Source organism: Selenomonas sp. oral taxon 920, from assembly GCF_001717585.1.
Classification (GTDB): domain Bacteria; phylum Bacillota; class Negativicutes; order Selenomonadales; family Selenomonadaceae; genus Centipeda.
Genome location: NZ_CP017042.1, coordinates 1,385,568 through 1,402,241 on the forward strand (window position 1 = coordinate 1,385,568; position 16,674 = coordinate 1,402,241).

Here is a 16,674-nt window from a genome sequence, read left to right on the forward strand (position 1 = left end):
CAGGAGGGTAATCATGGCTGTCTTTTATGTGTTTCAAGGGGAAACGTATAATGAAGAATGTTCTGGAGGATATGTATGGTCCCCGCAAAGAAATAAATCCGGTAAAAATAATGCTGGCTATACAACGATGACGCATGTAAAAAAAGGAGATTTTATTCTACATAACTCAAACACAAAGATTATGGCAATCAGTATTGCTCAGGTCGATTGTTATGAAGCGATGCAACCAGCGGCACTAAAAGCAGCAAATACATCTGTAGATTGGGATAACGAAGGGTATCGGATCGATACAAGTTACTTCACTTTTGATACACCTCTAAAAATTACCAACTATAAAGAATGGTTCAGCCAGCATTACCAAAAAGACAGTGCGTTCATGGTCAGTGGAAGAGGCAAGCAACAGTACATGTGTCACCTTGCACCTGAACATGCAGTATTTATTCTTGAGAAAGCTGCTGCAATTCAAAAGGAGACGGGCCTACTTAAAACGATTCAAGCCGCATTAACAGAAATTCTAGGCGATAAAGATCCTGAATATAATGTCATAGAGCAAGAAGAGATCAACAGCTTACTTGACGATGAAACAGAGCCCCCTGAATGGTCCGGTGAAATGGCCCCACAGGAAACTACAACATCATCCACGACAGGAAGGGAGCTGCCAAAAAGAGATCCAAAACGAGCAGCCGATGCATTAAAGCGTGCTGGCTATATTTGTGAAGTAAATGCTGAGGATAGAATCTTCCTAAGAAAAAATGGCAAGGGTTATACTGAGCCACATCATCTCATCCCTATTAGCAGATACAAAGATTTTAACTATAGTCTGGATGTAATGGAAAACATTGTATCTCTTTGTAGCCATTGTCATAATTTGCTTCATTATGGTAGATTCGAGGATAAAGAACCTATTTTGGAGAAGCTATATTATGAGCGCATTGAAGCCCTTAGAAAATGTGGCCTTGACTTAAGTTTGGATCAGCTAAAGGAGTATTATCGATAAGCATAGAACGTGCTCAAAGCCCTCGCTCCTGCACATAAAAACAACGTCTACCAAGATCGGTAGACGTCAAAGTGCGATTTTGTGATGGGTCGCTCGGTCCCCTTATTTCAGGGCGGAGACAAGAGCACGCATACGCAGACATGCAAGGCTTCCACAATGAACGCCTCCCATCACGCGCAAGTGCGCATCAAAGAAAATGATCCGCCCGGTCAACTCAACAGAGGCTCTATTGTGGCGGTCGCGGTCATTATGCATTACTGCAAAAACAGGAGGGAAAGTGGAGCTGCCCCTTGCCCATCTATTCTTTGACATTCTCAGAATAACACGATTCAGACATCAGAGCAACAAAATTCCTCGCTCATCATAAACAGACGCGGAGGTATCATTCCCACAGCGAATCGCACGATCCAGAGCCATGATGAGGGCAATTACGCCGTCGATCTTCTCGGTGGACTTCTCCTTGTCCGCCTTGATGTTCCCCGCAGGGTCAGTGCGAATGAAGATGTTGTCTGCCATCCAGCGCATGACGGGATTCCCGCCGTGCGCTATTTTCTTTTCCAAGGTCAGCTTCATCAGCTCCTTGGTCGGCGGACTCATATCCTTGAAGCCCTGCCCGAATGGAACAACGGTGAAGCCCATCCCTTCGAGATTCTGTACCATCTGCACTGCGCCCCAGCGGTCGAAGGCAATCTCGCGAATGTTGTACTTCTCACCAAGTCGCTCAATGAACGCCTCGATAAATCCGTAGTGAACTACATTTCCCTCTGTCGTTTGCAGGTAGCCCTGCCTCTCCCACACGTCATAGGGAACATGGTCGCGCTGTACACGCAGGTCGATATTCTCCTCGGGAATCCAGAAGTACGGAAGCACGGCAAACGGATCATCCTCCTCCGTCGGAGGGAACACGAGTACAAACGCCGTAATGTCCATCGTAGAGGAAAGGTCAAGACCGCCGTAGCAGACACGGCCCTCTAAGGACTCAGCGTCAACAGGGGCGGAACACGCATCCCACTTATCCATCGGCATCCACCGAACGGACTGCTTCACCCACTGATTCAGGCGCAGCTGACGGAAGCTGTTCTCCTCGGCAGGATTCTGCCGTGCAGAGTCACAAGCCGCCTGTACCTTGTCGATACCGACCGTGATGCCGAGCGACGGATTCGAGCGCTTCCAGACCTCCGGGTCTGTCCAGTCCTCATCCTCCTTCGCTCCGTAAATTACAGGATAGAAGGTCGGATCAATCTTTCTCCCTTCCAGAATGTCTTTTGCTTTCTGGTGCGTCTCGTAGCAGATGGACTGCGTATCCGTCCCTGCTGTGGTGATGAGAAAGTAGAGCGGCTGCATACGCGCATCGCCGGATCCTTTTGTCATGACATCAAAGAGCTTGCGGTTCGGCTGCGTGTGCAGCTCATCAAACACAACGCCGTGAATATTGAAGCCGTGCTTCGAGTATGCCTCTGCCGAAAGTACCTGATAGAAACTGTTCGTCGGCAGATACACCATCCGCTTCTGGGAGGCAAGGATCTTCACCCGCTTGCTGAGTGCGGGACACATACGCACCATATCTGCTGCGACCTCGAATACGATACTCGCCTGCTGACGATCAGCGGCACAGCCGTACACCTCGGCACGCTCCTCGCCATCGCCACAACAGAGAAGCAGTGCAACGGCGGCGGCAAGCTCTGATTTTCCTTGCTTCTTGGGCAGCTCAACATACGCCGTGTTGAACTGACGATAGCCATTCGGCTTCAAAATTCCAAAGATGTCTCGGATAATGCGCTCCTGCCAGTCGATGAGTTCGAAGGGCTTTCCTGCCCACGTCCCCTTCGTATGGCGCAGACACTCGATAAAGCCTACGGCATAATCCGCAGCGGCTTTGTCATAGTGCGCGTCCTCTGCCATGAACTTCGTTGGTGTGTAGTCCGTCAGTTTTCGCAAGCAATCACCCCCATCAAAAAAGAGCCGCTGTCAGCGACTCAAAAACACAGAAACGAGAAGCAGCCCCGAAGGGCTGTTTTGTTGTTTGGTGCGGCTTAGATGCGCTTCATGCACCAAGCCATCGCGTGTCCGCCGTCCTCGAAAAGCTCCGTGGCGGCTTCGACGAGGTTCAGGCGGCATTCGATGTCCGCAAGTCCCGTCTCCTCCGGCGTTTCGACCATCTCGTAGATGGCTGCGTGGAAGCCCCAGCACTCCATCCCGACGACAAGGATCTGCTCGCCGTAGCAAAGGATCGCGCCGCTCGTTCCGAACCGCATCTCATCGAGGTGCTCCATCGTGGTGGTCTTCGGCCATCTTGCTTCTGCTTTTCTCATTTTGTGTTCCTCGCTTTCTGTGTGTAGGTTGTTCCCTTCGGTCATGTACATATATGTCTCTAAACGCAGGATATAGCAAGTCATATTTTGGATAAACTACACTTATTTTTCGAGAGAAACACAGCCCCGAAAGGCTGTGCTGAATCGCTAGAATCGTCGGCTATTTTTCACCCGTGAGGATAAACCGTACATACGCCGCACGGTCTTCCTCGATGAAGCAGACCAGTTCGTAGAATCCCATCTCAAACGCCATCCGCTGAACAACGGGGACGTCGAACATATTCACCCGTCCGCTCTCGCGGATGTCCATGATCTGTGCGAAAACTTTCTCATTCATGACCTGCCGCCTTTCTGTACGATGCGGAAGGAGTCTATGCCGGGGATCAGGCTGAGTGACGATCCTGTCTCCCACCGAACAAGAAGCTGTCCCGCATCATCAACGCCCAGAATCTCGCCCATCGTTCCTGTCGGAGGGGCTTGCGGATCGTCCATTCCGAGGAGTTCCACCTTTGTCCCGCGTGGATATCTCTGCCGCAGTGCGGTGATCTGCTCTCTACTCGGAAATCGCATGATGCTCAGCCTCCTTCCGATGTCCGCTCTTGAACGCGCTGCTGCCCGTGAGGTTCTGCAGGAGAATCTTACGCGACTGTTTGTAGGCGTTTCCGATCATGCCAAGACGCAGGAGGAAGCAGCGGAATGCGTATTTCTCGTTGTCCACAATCTTCTCCTTTGCCGTGACGCGCTTCTGCGTCCGCGCCATCAGGCAGAGCTTGCTGATGAACTCGGCGTATGCCTTTGCCGTCTCGTCGGTAATCGTGCCATGCAGCCATGCGAAAGTGATGCGGTCGCCCTCCAGCGTGTAGGTCGCTTCCTGAATGTCAAAGGCGTGACGGATAAGTCTCCCCTTGCTCAGGAGGAGTGCATCGAGATTCTGCAGTGCCGTCTCAGTGAAAAAGCTGCGCGGAAGACTGATGGAAAGGCTGTCCTCATCGGTTGCTGCGACGACTTCCTCCATCGCAGTAACTTCTGCCGGCGTTTCTGTTGGTGCCAGCTTATCCTCTGCCGGATCAACTTCGCTAGGATCTTCCACTGACGCCCCCGTCTGGATCGGATCATCTGCTCCTGTGTCCGCGTAGGAAGCCTCGTTCTCCCAATCCTCGGACATGAAGCCCGCCTCGCGCAGTGTCGTGCGCACACGCGCAACGGTTGCTTCGTCAAGGGAATCGTCGAAGCAAAGGCTGCCCTCCTTCGTGATCTCGAATGCGCCGACCTTGTAGGAAAAGCTCGGTGCACCGCAATAAGCGGACTTGATGCCCAGTGCCTTGCTGACGATCCCGACCATCGCCTTGCGCTCTTCCTTCTGGATGTTGTAATTGACCTTCATTTTGAAAACCTCCTTTATGAACTTTGGTCATTACATTCATCACTCGTATGGGAAGAATTAGCAAGCGGATTGTGTTGTATACACCCATAGCTTCAGTGAGATAAACCACAGCGTGTCATCATTTCACAGAACGTGGTGCGGTCATGCGCTCAAGCATCTTGCCCGTCATCCAGATTGCCCCGTCGATGACGAGCGGCAGGAATATGCGGTCGCGGAATCTGCACCATCCCGTCTCCTTCTCGGCGCTCTCACGAAGTGCTGCCGTATATGCCGCCGATACTTCACGCGCTGCCGGGAGTCCTTTCTCATGCAGCCAGAGGACGGTCGCTTCCTTTGCCTCCGTCCGCACGAAATCTCCCACATGATTCTTCAGTTCGTTTTGAATGTGTTCCAGTTTCATCTTCAACACGCTCCTTCATAGTCCGTTACCCCACGCGCAATGGCGCGGGCAAATTCATCCTGCCGGCTGCGGAGCAATTCTGCGTCACTCGCATGGTCAATAAACGCAAGCTCCACAAGCACAGCGACCGCATCTGTGTTGCTCAAAACATACAAGCCGTTGACACCGGGCTTTGCGGCTTTGATTCCACGATCCAAAGTTCCGAGCGCATCCACAATCTGGTTCTGGATGCACTGTGCCAGCTTCTCCCCCTCGCCGCTTCCGTAGTAGTGCCAAACCTCTGTCCCCTGTGCCATGCCGTTATAGGCATTACAGTGGATGGAGATAAACACATCGGCATCCGCACAGTTGGAAGCCGATACGACTTCATGGAGGCTGTCGGATTGGAGACAGCCAACCACCTCAACGCCTGCGGCACTCAAATAGTCCGCCGCAAGATCGGCGACACTCTTTGCCACATCGCACTCACGCAGTCCATAGCCGTACGCGCCGGGGTCGGGATTTCCGTCTGGTGCATGACCCGGATTCAAAAACACACGCATTATGCTTCCTCCTTTGGTTTCGGCACATCCACATACGGAATGCGCTCACCATCACGTTCCAAAAACACATCTTCTGCATTGCCGTCCTTGCTCTGGATGTACCGCTCGACGGCGACATCCACAAACTTCGGCTCAAGCTCCACACCGTAGCAGATACGCCCCAACTGGTCGCAAGCAATCAGCGTTGAGGCAGAACCGAGGAAGCCGTCGAGAACGATGCCATTCGTCTGCGTACACTGCTTAATGAGATACGCAATAAGCGGCACAGGCTTCGAGGACGGATGACCGCAGCCGTCCTTCTTCGAGTCCTTAATGCGGTCGAATGCAAAGACGGTGGTCTGCTTCTGATCGCCATACCATCTGTGCCGCCCGTCCTTCCTCCATCCCCAGATGATCGGCTCGTGAATGTACTTCCAATCCGTGCGCGTAAGGACAAGACGATCTTTCTTCCACACCAGACCTGCGCCAACTTTAAAGCCCGCATCCTCATAAGCGTCATGAAAGATGCGGGCTTTTGCTGTTGCGTAGAAAACGTAGATGGAAGCGTCCGTTGCCATCGCCGAGTGGAAGGCGGTAAAGGCGGATTTCAGGAACTCGTAGGCATCCTTGTCATTTAGATCGTCATTCTTGATTTTCCCGGAGGAACTTTCCAGAGCCACAAAATAAGGCGGGTCCGTGCAGACAAGGTTGACCTTCTCACTGCCGAGCAGACGCTCGTACGTCTCCGGCAGTGTGGAATCTCCGCAGATGACACGGTGCTTTCCGAGATGCCAGACATCACCCGACCGAGCAACACAAGGCTTCTGCAGTTCTGCCTCCACGTCGAAGTCATCTTCCTGCGCCTCGCCATCATCCAGAGAGAGCAGATCGGCAATCTCGGCTTCGTCGAAGCCCGTGAGTGCGATGTCGAAGTCCATGCCTTGCAGGGCTTCCATCTCGACGCGCAGCATATCTTCGTCCCACCCTGCGTCGAGTGCGAAGCGGTTGTCTGCGAGGATGTACGCCTTCTTCTGTGCTTCCGTCAGATGATCGACGAAAACGCATGGCACATTTTCCATGCCCTCTGCCCGCGCCGCCGCGACACGACCGTGTCCTGCGAGAATGCCGTAGTCCTTGTCGATGATGACGGGACTCACGAATCCGAACTCCCGCAAACTTCCGCGCAGCTTGTTGATCTGCTCAGGCGAGTGCGTCCGTGCATTGTTTGCATACGGTACGAGTTTGCCAATCGGAACGAGCTTCATCTCCGATGTTGTTTTGTTCAAATCACTTCCCCCTTACTTCCTCGAGCGCAGCAACCGCTCCATTCGATCCTCCTGCGGCGAGCCGACGAATGTAGTCGTGCAGTTCTGCTTTACAATGTCGAACATCTCATACCAGAGCAGATTGGACTGCTTCTGAAACGCCTGTCCCATTTGAACAAAAGGGCTTGCAATCGCCCCGCCTGTGGTTGGATGCTTGCCAATAAGCCCGTATTGACTCATTGCCTCCTCACACTGAATGAAGCGGGCGAATGCCTGCGCATAGCTTTCAATGAGGCGAGGATTCACAAGCCGCTCACAGCCACGCTCCTTTAGCCACAACCACGTTTCGCGGAAAATCTCATCCGCACCGAGCGGTTTGCCGTTGCGTTGCCGTGCAGACAGGAACTCGCTCGGCGTTGGCATCTCCTCGCCGTAGAGATCGGCGGCATCCACAAGGTCTGTGCCGTCCAGTTCTGTCATGGGGAACTCCATGATGTGCGCCATGCGCCCGCCTGCGATTTTGTCTGCGAGTGCTTCAGGTTTGTCTCCCGCCCGGATGCGTCGTCCTCCGCGATTTGTTCCGTCACGCGCCATCTTCTCGCCCCCTTCCTTTAATACCCCGTTTGAACTGACGTTTTTGTGCGTGCGCCCCCTCCCCGGTCCAGTAACGGCGCGGTTTTAGAGATTTGACCGCCCCCTAGGGGTCTAGCGGTCGCCACTGCCACGTTGGTGAATCCGCTCATGACACGATACGCAGAGCGACATCAAGTTGCCTTCGTCATGTGTGCCACCCTCAGAAAGCGGCTTGATATGATGGACGAGCGTCGCAAGGACATATCTGCCCTGCTCTTTGCACATCTCACAGAGCGGATGCCCCGACAAGTGTCTGTCACGAATCCTGCGCCATGCGCTGCCATATCTGGCGTGCTGATCATACCCGCGCGTGAAGTGGTCATAGTGCCGCTGCATCATTTTCTCGTGCTCCTCACAGTAGCAGCTTTTTCGGTCTGTAAGGTTCGGACATCCCATCATGCGACAGGGACGCTTCGGCTTTCTCGGCATCGCGTTTCTCCATCAAAAAAGCCCTCGCGGAGAATTGCTTCCCCGAGAAGGCTGATTCCATATCCTATTTTTGCTGAGTCTATCATATCACTGTCAACCCTATGAACGCAACGTGAACCTTTGTGAACTTATGTGAACTCGGATGAACTCTGCTGTCTTTTTTCTAAAATTTTTTCAACTTCATCCAGTGCCTTCGCATGAATCTTGTGTACCCACCGAATGCTGACGCTCATATCCGCTGCAATATCTTCCCACGATTTGAAGCTGTGGTAGCGACGCTCTAGTACCATCTGAGCGTTTTCGTCCTCAATCTGCCAGATCGTATTCATGATCTCGAGTTTCAGATTGATCAGACGGTCGATGTCTGCATTGATCTCATCTTCCGTGTCAGTCAGCCGCGCAATGATGGTCTCCATCCGCTGATTATTCGGACTTGGACTCTTTGGCATGTCGCTGATGACGGTGCTCACATTTGTTGCCATGTCACGCAACCGCGACACATGGGCGACCTTATCATTGATGCGTCGGTCAATGTTCCATGCCTGACTCAGATACTCTTTTGCCGTCATGCAAATTCCCCCTCCAACTTTTCAAGCAGCCATTCTCCATCTATGCGCGTCAACTGTCCGAACCATGCGGAACGAAAGAACCGCTCTGTCTCAGAGCGCATCGCTGTCGCTGCAACATTCTCTGCGTCTTTGGCAAGAGCCGCCCGCGCCCACCGATAATCCTTTGCCGCCTGTTCGACGATGGCGTTTGCCAGAATCTCATAGTTCATGATGTTACCTCCGCTTTGACGGCTTCAATCAGTGCCGTCTGTGTCTTGTCCTTCCGTTTCAAGGCACGGAGGATTCTCTCGTCAATCGTGCCCTCGACAATGATGTGCCGCACCACCACAGTGTTTGCACTCTGTCCCTGCCGATAGAGCCGTGCCACGGTCTGCTGATAGAGTTCCAGACTCCATGTGATGCCGAACCAGACAAGGGTCGATCCACCGCTCTGAAGATTGAGACCGTGACCTGCGCTCGCTGGATGGATGAGGGCAACGTGGATTTCTCCGCGATTCCATCGGGCGATTGCGTCATCTGTATCCAGTCGGACACACGGTACGCGCTTTTCGATTCGTTCTGCGTCATGCCGAAACCAGTACGCAACGAGGAGCGGCTTGCCGTTCATACTCTCGATGATGTCTTCCAAGGCATCGAGTTTGCGGTCATGTATATGCAGCGTAGCTCCATCGTCGGTGTAGACTGCGCCGTTTGCCATCTGCGCGAGTTTCCCGGACAGGACACCTGCGTTTGCCGCCGTCACCTCGTCGCCCTTCATCTGCAAAACCAACTGCTCACACATCGAGTCGTACATCTTTTTCTCAGCCTCATCCATGCGGACGCTGTATTCGCTCTCGATCAGCTTCGGCATATTGAGGTGATCCGACGCTTTCATGGAGATGGTGATGTCAGCGATCTTCTCATAAATCCGCTCCTCGGCTCCGGGCAAGGGAACGTAGGAGAAGACCACCTGTCCGTTTCGTTTGTCCGGCACAAAGTAATCTTGCCGATATTTCGTAATGAACCGCCCCAAACGCTGTCCCATGTCCAGAACCTTGAACTCCGCAAAGAGATCCATCAGACCGTTGCCGGATGGCGTTCCCGTAAGGCCTATGACTCTCTTTGCCAAGGGACGAACCTTCATGAGTGCCTTGAATCGCTTGCTGCTCCAATTCTTGAAGGACGAGAGTTCGTCAATCACGATGGCATCGTAGGCGAAGTCTGTTTTCTCGATGAGCCACGACACGTTCTCACGATTGATGATGTAGAGGGAGGCTTGCTGCCGAAGTGCCTGAATCCGCTCTTTCTCCGCTCCGACTGCAACGGAATAGCGGAGGTGTTTCAAATGTTCCCACTTTTCGATCTCCTGCGGCCATGTGTTCCGTGCCACACGAAGCGGCGCGATAACGAGAACGCGAGAAATCTCAAAATGGTCAAAGAGCAAGTCATTGAGGGCTGTGAGAGTAATCACCGTTTTTCCAAGTCCCATATCGAGGAGTACGGCAGCAGTTTTATGGCTCTCGATAAAGTCGATGGCGTACTGCTGGTAATCATGCGGTATGAACTTCATAGGGAATCACCTCCAATCTCAGCTATATTCATGACGTGTTTTCGGGGAAATTTGCAGTTCGATATTTTCGACCTGCAAGCGGAAGGCCTGTAAATCCTGCCCTTCCAGAACAAAGAAATGCTTTCCCGCAATAAACCGCGCACGGTTGTTGCTGAAGTTCTGCTGAATCTGCTTCGAAGCGCATCCATACGCCTCGGCAAGCTGCTCCGTGGTCATGACACGGATGCTGTTATGTTCCAATACCGTAAGTTCATTCATGGTCGATTTCCTCCAATACGCTGTCAATCTGCTCGATGCCGTCAATCACAAACACCTTGAATCCAAGCCGTCGAAGCAGTCTGTGCCGTGCCATCTGAAGTGGTCTCGGCTTCCTGCCCGGTGCTTTTAGTTCCACAAAGCCGATTCTCCCACTGGGCAGGAGAATCAAACGGTCAGGCATCCCATCGAATCCCGGCGAGGTAAACTTTGGTGCGATGCCGCCCATCACTTTGACTCGTGCTGCAAGTTCCTGCTCAATCGTCCGTTCGTACAACTTTTCCTCCTGTAACATGAGGTTGTATCACCTCTAAATCCAGTCATATCAAAGGATTCGCGTTGTTTCTTGTTACAAGGCTACAGAAAATCCCTATATACGCATATATGCGCGTATTCGCGTTTTTCATGTACGGAATTATTATGTTTCTATTTACATATATAAATCTTGTAACTTGTAACAAAGCCTTACCGTACGGGCTTTGCTGCAAGTTACAACTTCCGTACAAGTTACAAGCGGCGATAGATCCTCTGCAGTCCGTAAATTGCGATGCGCTGGGGTGTTGGCTGCTTTTCCCATTCAGGAAGTCTGGACATGATGGCTGCTATCGCATAGCTGTCCATGGAACGCAAATCCTCTTTTTTCCTGCTGAAGCACTCGCACCAAATCTCCATGTTGCTGACAATCACGCGCACGTCTGTCCCCACGGGAGTCGTATCATCGCCCCGCAGAAACTCCCGCCGCTGATAGAGATCCATCTCGTCCCAGTTGGCGGGAAGCAGCGTATCGAGATAGAGACGCACCAAACCTTCACGCTCATCGTGCTCCATCGCTTCCCGCTGCTCCTCTTTGGCGTATTCCTCCAATTCCGGGGGCAGATACAGCTTTTCTCCGGCATCGGCGAGAATCATCACTTCTGCCCAGATTTGCTGCACAAGCTCCGAGGTCATCTGCCACGGCCTATATTTGCTGCTGCCGCTCAGTTTGATGTTCCAATAACGGCGATTTCCTGTGATGTCCCGCAGATACCCGTTCTCGCTGTTGGTCGTGCCGAAGAACACACACTGACGCGGATGGGATGTCACACGTCTGCCGAAACTAGCACGATACTTGTCATCTACCCGCGACACAAAGGCTTTCACCTTATCAAGGTCGGCTTTCTTCATTCCGGCAAGCTCGCCGATTTCAAGAATCCAGTACCCCTGCAACTTTTCGGCGGCGGTCTTGTCGTTCATATCCGATAAGGTCAGACTGTCGGAGAACCAATCCATGCCAAGGTTGGCAATGAAGGTGGATTTTCCGATGCCCTGTGCGCCGTTCAGAACGGGCATATAGTCAAACTTGATGCCCGGCTCTTTGATCCGCCGATAGGCGGCGCACAGCACTTTCCGACTGACGGCACGGGTATATGCGTTGTCGGTTGCGCCTAAGTAGTCGATAAGAAGCGTGTCCACGCGCGCCACACCGTCCCAAGGAGGCAGCGCGGCAAAATACTCCCGTATCGGATGGTAGGAGCGGTCGTCCACGGCTTTCGCTACGGCGATGTCATAGTTCCGTGCCGAAAACGTACCGTAGTGATCGTCCACATAACAGATGAGCTGGGCATCATCCGCATCGCGCCAGAACTTACCGGGATGTGACCACGGCACTTCGCCCTTGATCTCCATGCCGTCTGCCAGCTGATTAAAGACAATATTTTTCATATAGGGATCATTCTGCATGATGAGCTTGATGTTGTAGAGGGAGTTCTCAAGCTGTGTGGACTTTTTCTGCCGCACCAGTTTTGCCTTCCAATCTTCCTCCTCGGCAAAGTCCTCGACAGCCCGTTCCTGCCGCTCCTTGAGTGCAAGGGTACGCACATCTTCATCCTTGGCGGCAAATTCAGCCATCCGGGTAAAATCACCGTCAAAGATATGTGTCCCAACCAAATCAAAGGCATTGAGGAGTTTTCCGTAGGCAGGATCGGAGGCATGGTGACTGTAGGCGAATTTGCCGTCATAGATCATCACGCCGGGGATGCTCGCCGACTTCGTATAGCCCCACCGATTCTCGTCGGCAGTCGGCTCATACACATCGGAGAGGAACGTCTGTATTGCTTCCTGGACGGAGTACGCTCGGCAGAACGCTCCTACAATTCCTTCCTTGGTCAGAGGGTCGGCTTGCCTTTTGCGCTCCCGTTCCACCGCTTCTTTTTCGCCCTGCGCAGTCGGCAGGGAGCTGCAGTCCTGCCAGTTCGGATGCGCTGCCAAAAACACATCGGGATCGAGCCAGTTGCCCTCATATTTGCGGCAGATGTACTCCCCATCAGAAGAACAGGTCGGCCAGTACATCAGCTGATTGATCTTAAAGGAACAGAGATCAACCGTATCCATGCCAATCTCATCTGCAAGATAGCGGGCGATGGCATTGTATTCGTCCGGGGTGACATCCCGCGTCAAAGGCACAAGGATTCTCGCCCGTGGAGCTTCTGGGATATGGCTGTGGGTTGTGTAGACAATGGCACAATGCTGAAAGGCGAAGGAATCGAAACAGCCCGGCTTCAGCCGGTCATGATCCAAAGTAATCATGGAACGGCTGATGACCTCGTCTGCTTTCCGACGGGTCCCTTTCAGCGTTCCCGCAAAGAATCCGCCCTTATCCTTCACGGCATCCCTTTCGCTTTTCTTCATGGCGCGGTATTCCGCAGCGGTTTCGGCGGTTCGGATGGGATTCTGCAGTTTTTCCCAAAGAGCCTCCATCGTCATTTTTCCAGGATGCCAAACGAGTGCCGCACGGCTGTTGCCAAGGCAAAATGCTAATTCCCTCATACACGCACCTTCCTCACCCTCGGTGTCTGTCCATATTCAAATCTTGCCTGCCTTGCCAGCTTGAACGCTTGTACGGTAGCAGCGTCATCTCTGTCCATCGTATAGTTGCTGTCATCGCCAAAAAGCTCAAATTTGCCCTGTTTGTTGATGCCGGGGTGAGCAACGAAGTAATCTCCGTCGATGGTCTGAAAGTTGAAGGGATAGGGCCCGCCGCCAAAGCTGGGGAAGCCGTAATAGCCCCACTCTTGGCAGTAACATTCAATATCTCCGATATCGTCTCCGTCGGGGATTCCGGGAACAACGAGGAGCGGGTGCTTTCCTTCGCTGAACTGGTTGATTTTGGCGGCATCGGCTCTGCTCATCTTCCCCTTGACCTCCACATGGAGATCGCCGCCTACTCTTCCGTCTACATCATGGAGCAGGAAGTCAGGCAAATAGTGCTGCCCGTTATTGAGCACATACCCCTCCGGCTCATACTCCCATCGAACACCGCAGGCATCGAAGAACACTGCCCATCGCGCCTCCAGTCGTGAACGGAAAAGATAGCCCTTGTATTCTGTCTCAATCACCTTCATGGCGAAACCTCCTCACACTTCGTTGTGAAATAACGGATATTCTTCTGTAGCCGCTCGGCATGAGCGATCTCCGCTTCCATCCCCTCGGTGACTCGCTCGCCGAACACCCAGACCTCGCCGCACAGCCGCAAAAGCTCAAAGTTCATGGACATTGCCGTCCCGCGCTCGTTCGTTTCGGACAGGAACTGCGGAAAGTACAGATGCGGTGCAATCGGAATGCGCCCCCTGCTGACAGCAAACTTACAGTACTGCCGCGCCCGCATGACGTTGACCCGCGGGCTGTCCCGATAGGGTGAGCAGATGTAGACGAATCTGCCCTCCCTGCTTACCTTAGTCAGAGCGGCGTATGCCGTAGGGTCGGCATAGCCCTCGTGGTTTCTGCGCTCGATCATTTCTCACACCGCACCTTTCGGCTGCATTCCGTGCAGCAGATCGCGGTGCCGAACAGGTCGAACTCCGCATCGCCGAAAAACTCGTTGAGGTCGACAGGCACTTCTGCTCCGCAGCGCGGACAATGGCAAAAGACATTCTCATCGTTGATTTCCACCGTGACCTCCAGAGCGTCATTGATGTTTTCCTTGACATAGAACATAAAGGCTTTCCTCCTTCAAACTACCGGGCAGCATCGCCCTTCACTATTGAAAGGACAGAAGATCGGATTCTTAGCGGATACAACCGCAAAATTTTTTCTTTCCTTATAATCTCCAGAGCCAAAAACGGCTCTATTTTTTTCGCTAAAAACAGCCGTTTCTGTCCTTTCAATAGCGAGAGGCAGAAACGGCAAAAATATTTAAATTTTATCCGCTGAAAACTCAGGTTTCTGTCCTTTCAATAGTGAAGGGGCGGGAAAGCCCCTCGGAAAGAGAGGTACATCAACATGGAAACTCAAAGCGACAAGGAACTGGCAGAGGTGCTGATCGCCATCAGCGTCATTGCTAGGCGACTCGCGAACAAAGTGTCGGAAGGAGGGAGCGAGGATGGAAAACCTTGCAGCAAAGATTGAAACCCTGCGGCTCTCGGCGAAATCCATCATGGACATCGCCGACGAACTGTCAAAAAGCCTGCAGGTGGAAGAGCCAAAGCCGCCGTCCCTTGAGGATGTTCGGCACAAACTTATTCTTGCAGCGCAGGCGGGATTCAGTGCAGAGGTCAAGGCACTCATCACCAAATACGGAGCCGACCGCCTGTCGGAAATCGACGCATCCCACTATGCAGCACTTCTCAAGGAGGCTGAGAGTATCAGGGAGGCGAAAGTCGATGGCTAAACATTCCCTGCTCTCGGCATCGGCGAGCCAACGCTGGATTGCCTGCCCGCCATCGGCAAGGCTCTGTGAGGAATATGCAGACAAGCCCAGTGAATACGCGCAAGCCGGAACCGACTGCCACGAACTTTGCGCCTACAAGGTAGAAAAAGCTCTGGGCTGGAAGGTAAGAAATCCCACCAAGCAACTCTCCTTCTACGACGAGGAGATGGATGAATGCTCCGATGGCTACCGAGATTTCGTCATGGAGTGTGTAGCTAAGGTCAAGGAATCCTGTGACGATCCGCTCGTTCTCGTGGAGCAACGACTGGACTACTCCCGCTATGTGGGCATCGAGGGAAGTTTCGGTACGGGAGACTGCGTGATTGTTGCCGACGGTATGCTGTATGTCATTGACTACAAGCACGGTCTCGGTGTACTTGTGTCAGCTGAGAAGAACAGCCAGCTTTGTTGCTACGCCCTCGGCGCAGTGGACTTGTTCGACGGAATCTACAACATCGAGCGCATCACCCTCGTCATCTACCAGCCTCGCCGGGCGAACATCAGCCTATACAAAATGGAAAAAAACGAATTGCTCACATGGGCAAATGACACCCTCGCTCCCGCTGCCAAACTGGCGCAGGAAGGCAAAGGTGAATTCAAGGCGGGAGACCATTGCCAGTTCTGCAAAGCCAAGACGAACTGCCGAAAACGTGCCGAATACAACTTGGAACTCGCCAAATACGACTTCGAGATGCCCGCCACCTTGGATGACAGCGAAATCGCCGCCATCCTGCCGAGGATCGACGATTTGGCATCTTGGGCGAGCGATGTCAAGGACTATGCCCTGCAAAAGGCTCTTTCCGGCACCAAGTTTGACGGCTTCAAGGTGGTGGAGGGACGCTCCAACAGGAAGTACACCGATGAGGATACCGTCGCAAAGACCGTGCAGAATGCAGGCTTTGATCCATACGAACAGAAGCTCCTCGGTATCACCGCCATGAGCCAAACTCTTGGCAAAAAGAAGTTTGAGGAGCTTTTAGGCGGGCTGATCTATAAGCCGGCCGGAAAGCCGGTGCTTGTCCCCGAAAGCGACAAGCGTCCGGCCATGAACACCGCCGCAGATGATTTCAAGGAAAATTGAGGAGGAAACCACCATGGCAAAATTTGCAACCCCCACAAAAGTTATCACGGGCGTTAAGACTCGTTGGAGCTACGCCAACGTCTGGGAGCCAAAGAGCATCAACGGCGGCGCACCCAAGTACAGCGTGTCACTCATCATCCCCAAGAGCGACACGGTAACGGTGGGAAAGATCAAGGATGCTATCAAGGCCGCCTACGAGGAAGGCCAGAGCAAGCTGAAAGGCAACAACAAGTCCGTCCCCGCCCTCTCGAGCATCAAGACGCCTCTGCGCGATGGCGACCTTGATCGTCCCGATGACGCAACGTACAAGGGCTGCTACTTTATCAATGCCAACAGTGCCACGGCTCCTGGCATCGTGGACGCAGCTCGCCAGCCGATTCTCGAACGCTCCGAGGTGTATTCCGGTGTTTACGGTCGCGCCAGCATCAACTTCTATGCCTTCAACAGCAATGGGAACAAGGGCATCGCTTGCGGACTCAACAACCTGCAGAAGATTTCCGATGGTGAGCCGCTGGGAGGCAAGACTCGCGCCGAGGACGATTTCGCCGACGAGGACGAGGAGTTCCTCAGCTGATTAGACTATGCTTCTGCCAAG

At 53.0% G+C, this 16,674-nt stretch carries 23 protein-coding genes; 4 read left to right on the forward strand and 19 right to left on the reverse strand.

The window, feature by feature from the left end:
• Window positions 1-13: 13 nt before the first annotated feature.
• Window positions 14-997, forward strand: a complete 984-nt coding sequence (locus BCS37_RS06510; RefSeq protein ID WP_069180648.1) for an HNH endonuclease — start codon at window positions 14-16, stop codon at window positions 995-997.
• Window positions 998-1,333: 336 nt separating this feature from the next.
• On the opposite strand, the gene BCS37_RS06515 is transcribed toward BCS37_RS06510, so the two are convergent.
• The 19 genes from BCS37_RS06515 to BCS37_RS06605 all read right to left on the reverse strand — a co-directional run bounded on the left by BCS37_RS06515 (window position 1,334) and on the right by BCS37_RS06605 (window position 14,286).
• Window positions 1,334-2,935, reverse strand: a complete 1,602-nt coding sequence (locus BCS37_RS06515) for a terminase large subunit (RefSeq protein WP_069180649.1) — start codon at window positions 2,933-2,935, stop codon at window positions 1,334-1,336.
• A gap of 95 nt (window positions 2,936-3,030) precedes the next feature.
• Complete coding sequence (locus tag BCS37_RS06520; RefSeq protein WP_069181567.1) at window positions 3,031-3,309, reverse strand: hypothetical protein; 279 nt, start codon at window positions 3,307-3,309, stop codon at window positions 3,031-3,033.
• Window positions 3,310-3,469: 160 nt separating this feature from the next.
• On the reverse strand, window positions 3,470-3,646 hold the full coding sequence (locus tag BCS37_RS06525; RefSeq protein ID WP_069180694.1) for a DUF5049 domain-containing protein: 177 nt from the start codon (window positions 3,644-3,646) through the stop codon (window positions 3,470-3,472).
• A complete protein-coding gene (locus tag BCS37_RS06530) occupies window positions 3,643-3,879 on the reverse strand; it encodes a DUF4314 domain-containing protein (RefSeq protein ID WP_069180695.1) in 237 nt (78 codons plus the stop codon). Before BCS37_RS06530 ends, BCS37_RS06525 begins: the two co-directional genes overlap by 4 nt.
• Window positions 3,863-4,693, reverse strand: coding sequence for a virulence protein (locus BCS37_RS06535; protein WP_069180696.1), 831 nt, complete (start codon window positions 4,691-4,693; stop codon window positions 3,863-3,865). The genes BCS37_RS06530 and BCS37_RS06535 overlap by 17 nt, the downstream gene beginning before the upstream one ends.
• Window positions 4,694-4,811: 118 nt before the next feature.
• A complete protein-coding gene (locus tag BCS37_RS06540; protein WP_069180697.1) occupies window positions 4,812-5,093 on the reverse strand; it encodes a prevent-host-death protein in 282 nt (93 codons plus the stop codon).
• A gap of 2 nt (window positions 5,094-5,095) precedes the next feature.
• A complete protein-coding gene (locus BCS37_RS06545; RefSeq protein ID WP_069180698.1) occupies window positions 5,096-5,635 on the reverse strand; it encodes an N-acetylmuramoyl-L-alanine amidase family protein in 540 nt (179 codons plus the stop codon).
• Entirely contained in the window at window positions 5,635-6,900 is a 1,266-nt protein-coding gene (locus tag BCS37_RS06550) for a site-specific DNA-methyltransferase (protein ID WP_069180699.1), read from the reverse strand. Before BCS37_RS06550 ends, BCS37_RS06545 begins: the two co-directional genes overlap by 1 nt.
• Window positions 6,901-6,912: 12 nt before the next feature.
• Window positions 6,913-7,473 carry a P27 family phage terminase small subunit gene (locus BCS37_RS06555; RefSeq protein ID WP_069180700.1) on the reverse strand — a complete coding sequence of 187 codons (561 nt, stop codon included), beginning with the start codon at window positions 7,471-7,473 and terminating at the stop codon, window positions 6,913-6,915.
• Window positions 7,474-7,584: 111 nt separating this feature from the next.
• Window positions 7,585-7,941, reverse strand: a complete 357-nt coding sequence (locus BCS37_RS06560; RefSeq protein WP_069180701.1) for an HNH endonuclease signature motif containing protein — start codon at window positions 7,939-7,941, stop codon at window positions 7,585-7,587.
• A gap of 128 nt (window positions 7,942-8,069) precedes the next feature.
• Entirely contained in the window at window positions 8,070-8,510 is a 441-nt protein-coding gene (locus BCS37_RS06565; protein ID WP_069180702.1) for a DUF1492 domain-containing protein, read from the reverse strand.
• Window positions 8,507-8,719 (reverse strand): hypothetical protein, encoded by a 213-nt coding sequence (locus tag BCS37_RS06570; RefSeq protein ID WP_069180703.1) that lies wholly within the window; start codon window positions 8,717-8,719, stop codon window positions 8,507-8,509. The genes BCS37_RS06565 and BCS37_RS06570 overlap by 4 nt, the downstream gene beginning before the upstream one ends.
• Window positions 8,716-10,059 (reverse strand): DEAD/DEAH box helicase, encoded by a 1,344-nt coding sequence (locus BCS37_RS06575; protein WP_069180704.1) that lies wholly within the window; start codon window positions 10,057-10,059, stop codon window positions 8,716-8,718. Before BCS37_RS06575 ends, BCS37_RS06570 begins: the two co-directional genes overlap by 4 nt.
• An 18-nt stretch (window positions 10,060-10,077) precedes the next feature.
• Window positions 10,078-10,317 carry an ORF6N domain-containing protein gene (locus BCS37_RS06580; protein ID WP_069180705.1) on the reverse strand — a complete coding sequence of 80 codons (240 nt, stop codon included), beginning with the start codon at window positions 10,315-10,317 and terminating at the stop codon, window positions 10,078-10,080.
• Window positions 10,310-10,591: a VRR-NUC domain-containing protein gene (locus tag BCS37_RS06585; protein WP_069181569.1), complete on the reverse strand. Its 282-nt coding sequence runs from the start codon at window positions 10,589-10,591 to the stop codon at window positions 10,310-10,312. The genes BCS37_RS06580 and BCS37_RS06585 overlap by 8 nt, the downstream gene beginning before the upstream one ends.
• 230 nt (window positions 10,592-10,821) lie before the next feature.
• Entirely contained in the window at window positions 10,822-13,119 is a 2,298-nt protein-coding gene (locus tag BCS37_RS06590; protein WP_069180706.1) for a virulence-associated E family protein, read from the reverse strand.
• Entirely contained in the window at window positions 13,116-13,694 is a 579-nt protein-coding gene (locus BCS37_RS06595; RefSeq protein ID WP_069180707.1) for a hypothetical protein, read from the reverse strand. Before BCS37_RS06595 ends, BCS37_RS06590 begins: the two co-directional genes overlap by 4 nt.
• The gene (locus BCS37_RS06600) at window positions 13,691-14,086 is read right to left on the reverse strand and encodes a DUF7768 domain-containing protein (protein ID WP_069180708.1); all 396 of its coding nucleotides are present in this window, start codon (window positions 14,084-14,086) and stop codon (window positions 13,691-13,693) included. Before BCS37_RS06600 ends, BCS37_RS06595 begins: the two co-directional genes overlap by 4 nt.
• On the reverse strand, window positions 14,083-14,286 hold the full coding sequence (locus tag BCS37_RS06605; protein ID WP_069180709.1) for a hypothetical protein: 204 nt from the start codon (window positions 14,284-14,286) through the stop codon (window positions 14,083-14,085). Before BCS37_RS06605 ends, BCS37_RS06600 begins: the two co-directional genes overlap by 4 nt.
• A gap of 385 nt (window positions 14,287-14,671) precedes the next feature.
• Here BCS37_RS06605 and BCS37_RS06610 point away from each other — a divergent pair, with 385 nt between their 5' ends.
• The 3 genes from BCS37_RS06610 to BCS37_RS06620 are packed head-to-tail and all read left to right on the forward strand — an operon-like array spanning window position 14,672 to window position 16,653.
• On the forward strand, window positions 14,672-14,959 hold the full coding sequence (locus BCS37_RS06610) for a hypothetical protein (RefSeq protein WP_069180710.1): 288 nt from the start codon (window positions 14,672-14,674) through the stop codon (window positions 14,957-14,959).
• Window positions 14,952-16,079 (forward strand): DUF2800 domain-containing protein, encoded by a 1,128-nt coding sequence (locus tag BCS37_RS06615; RefSeq protein WP_069180711.1) that lies wholly within the window; start codon window positions 14,952-14,954, stop codon window positions 16,077-16,079. Before BCS37_RS06610 ends, BCS37_RS06615 begins: the two co-directional genes overlap by 8 nt.
• 13 nt (window positions 16,080-16,092) lie before the next feature.
• On the forward strand, window positions 16,093-16,653 hold the full coding sequence (locus tag BCS37_RS06620) for a DUF2815 family protein (protein ID WP_069180712.1): 561 nt from the start codon (window positions 16,093-16,095) through the stop codon (window positions 16,651-16,653).
• The last annotated feature ends 21 nt before the right edge of the window (window positions 16,654-16,674 follow it).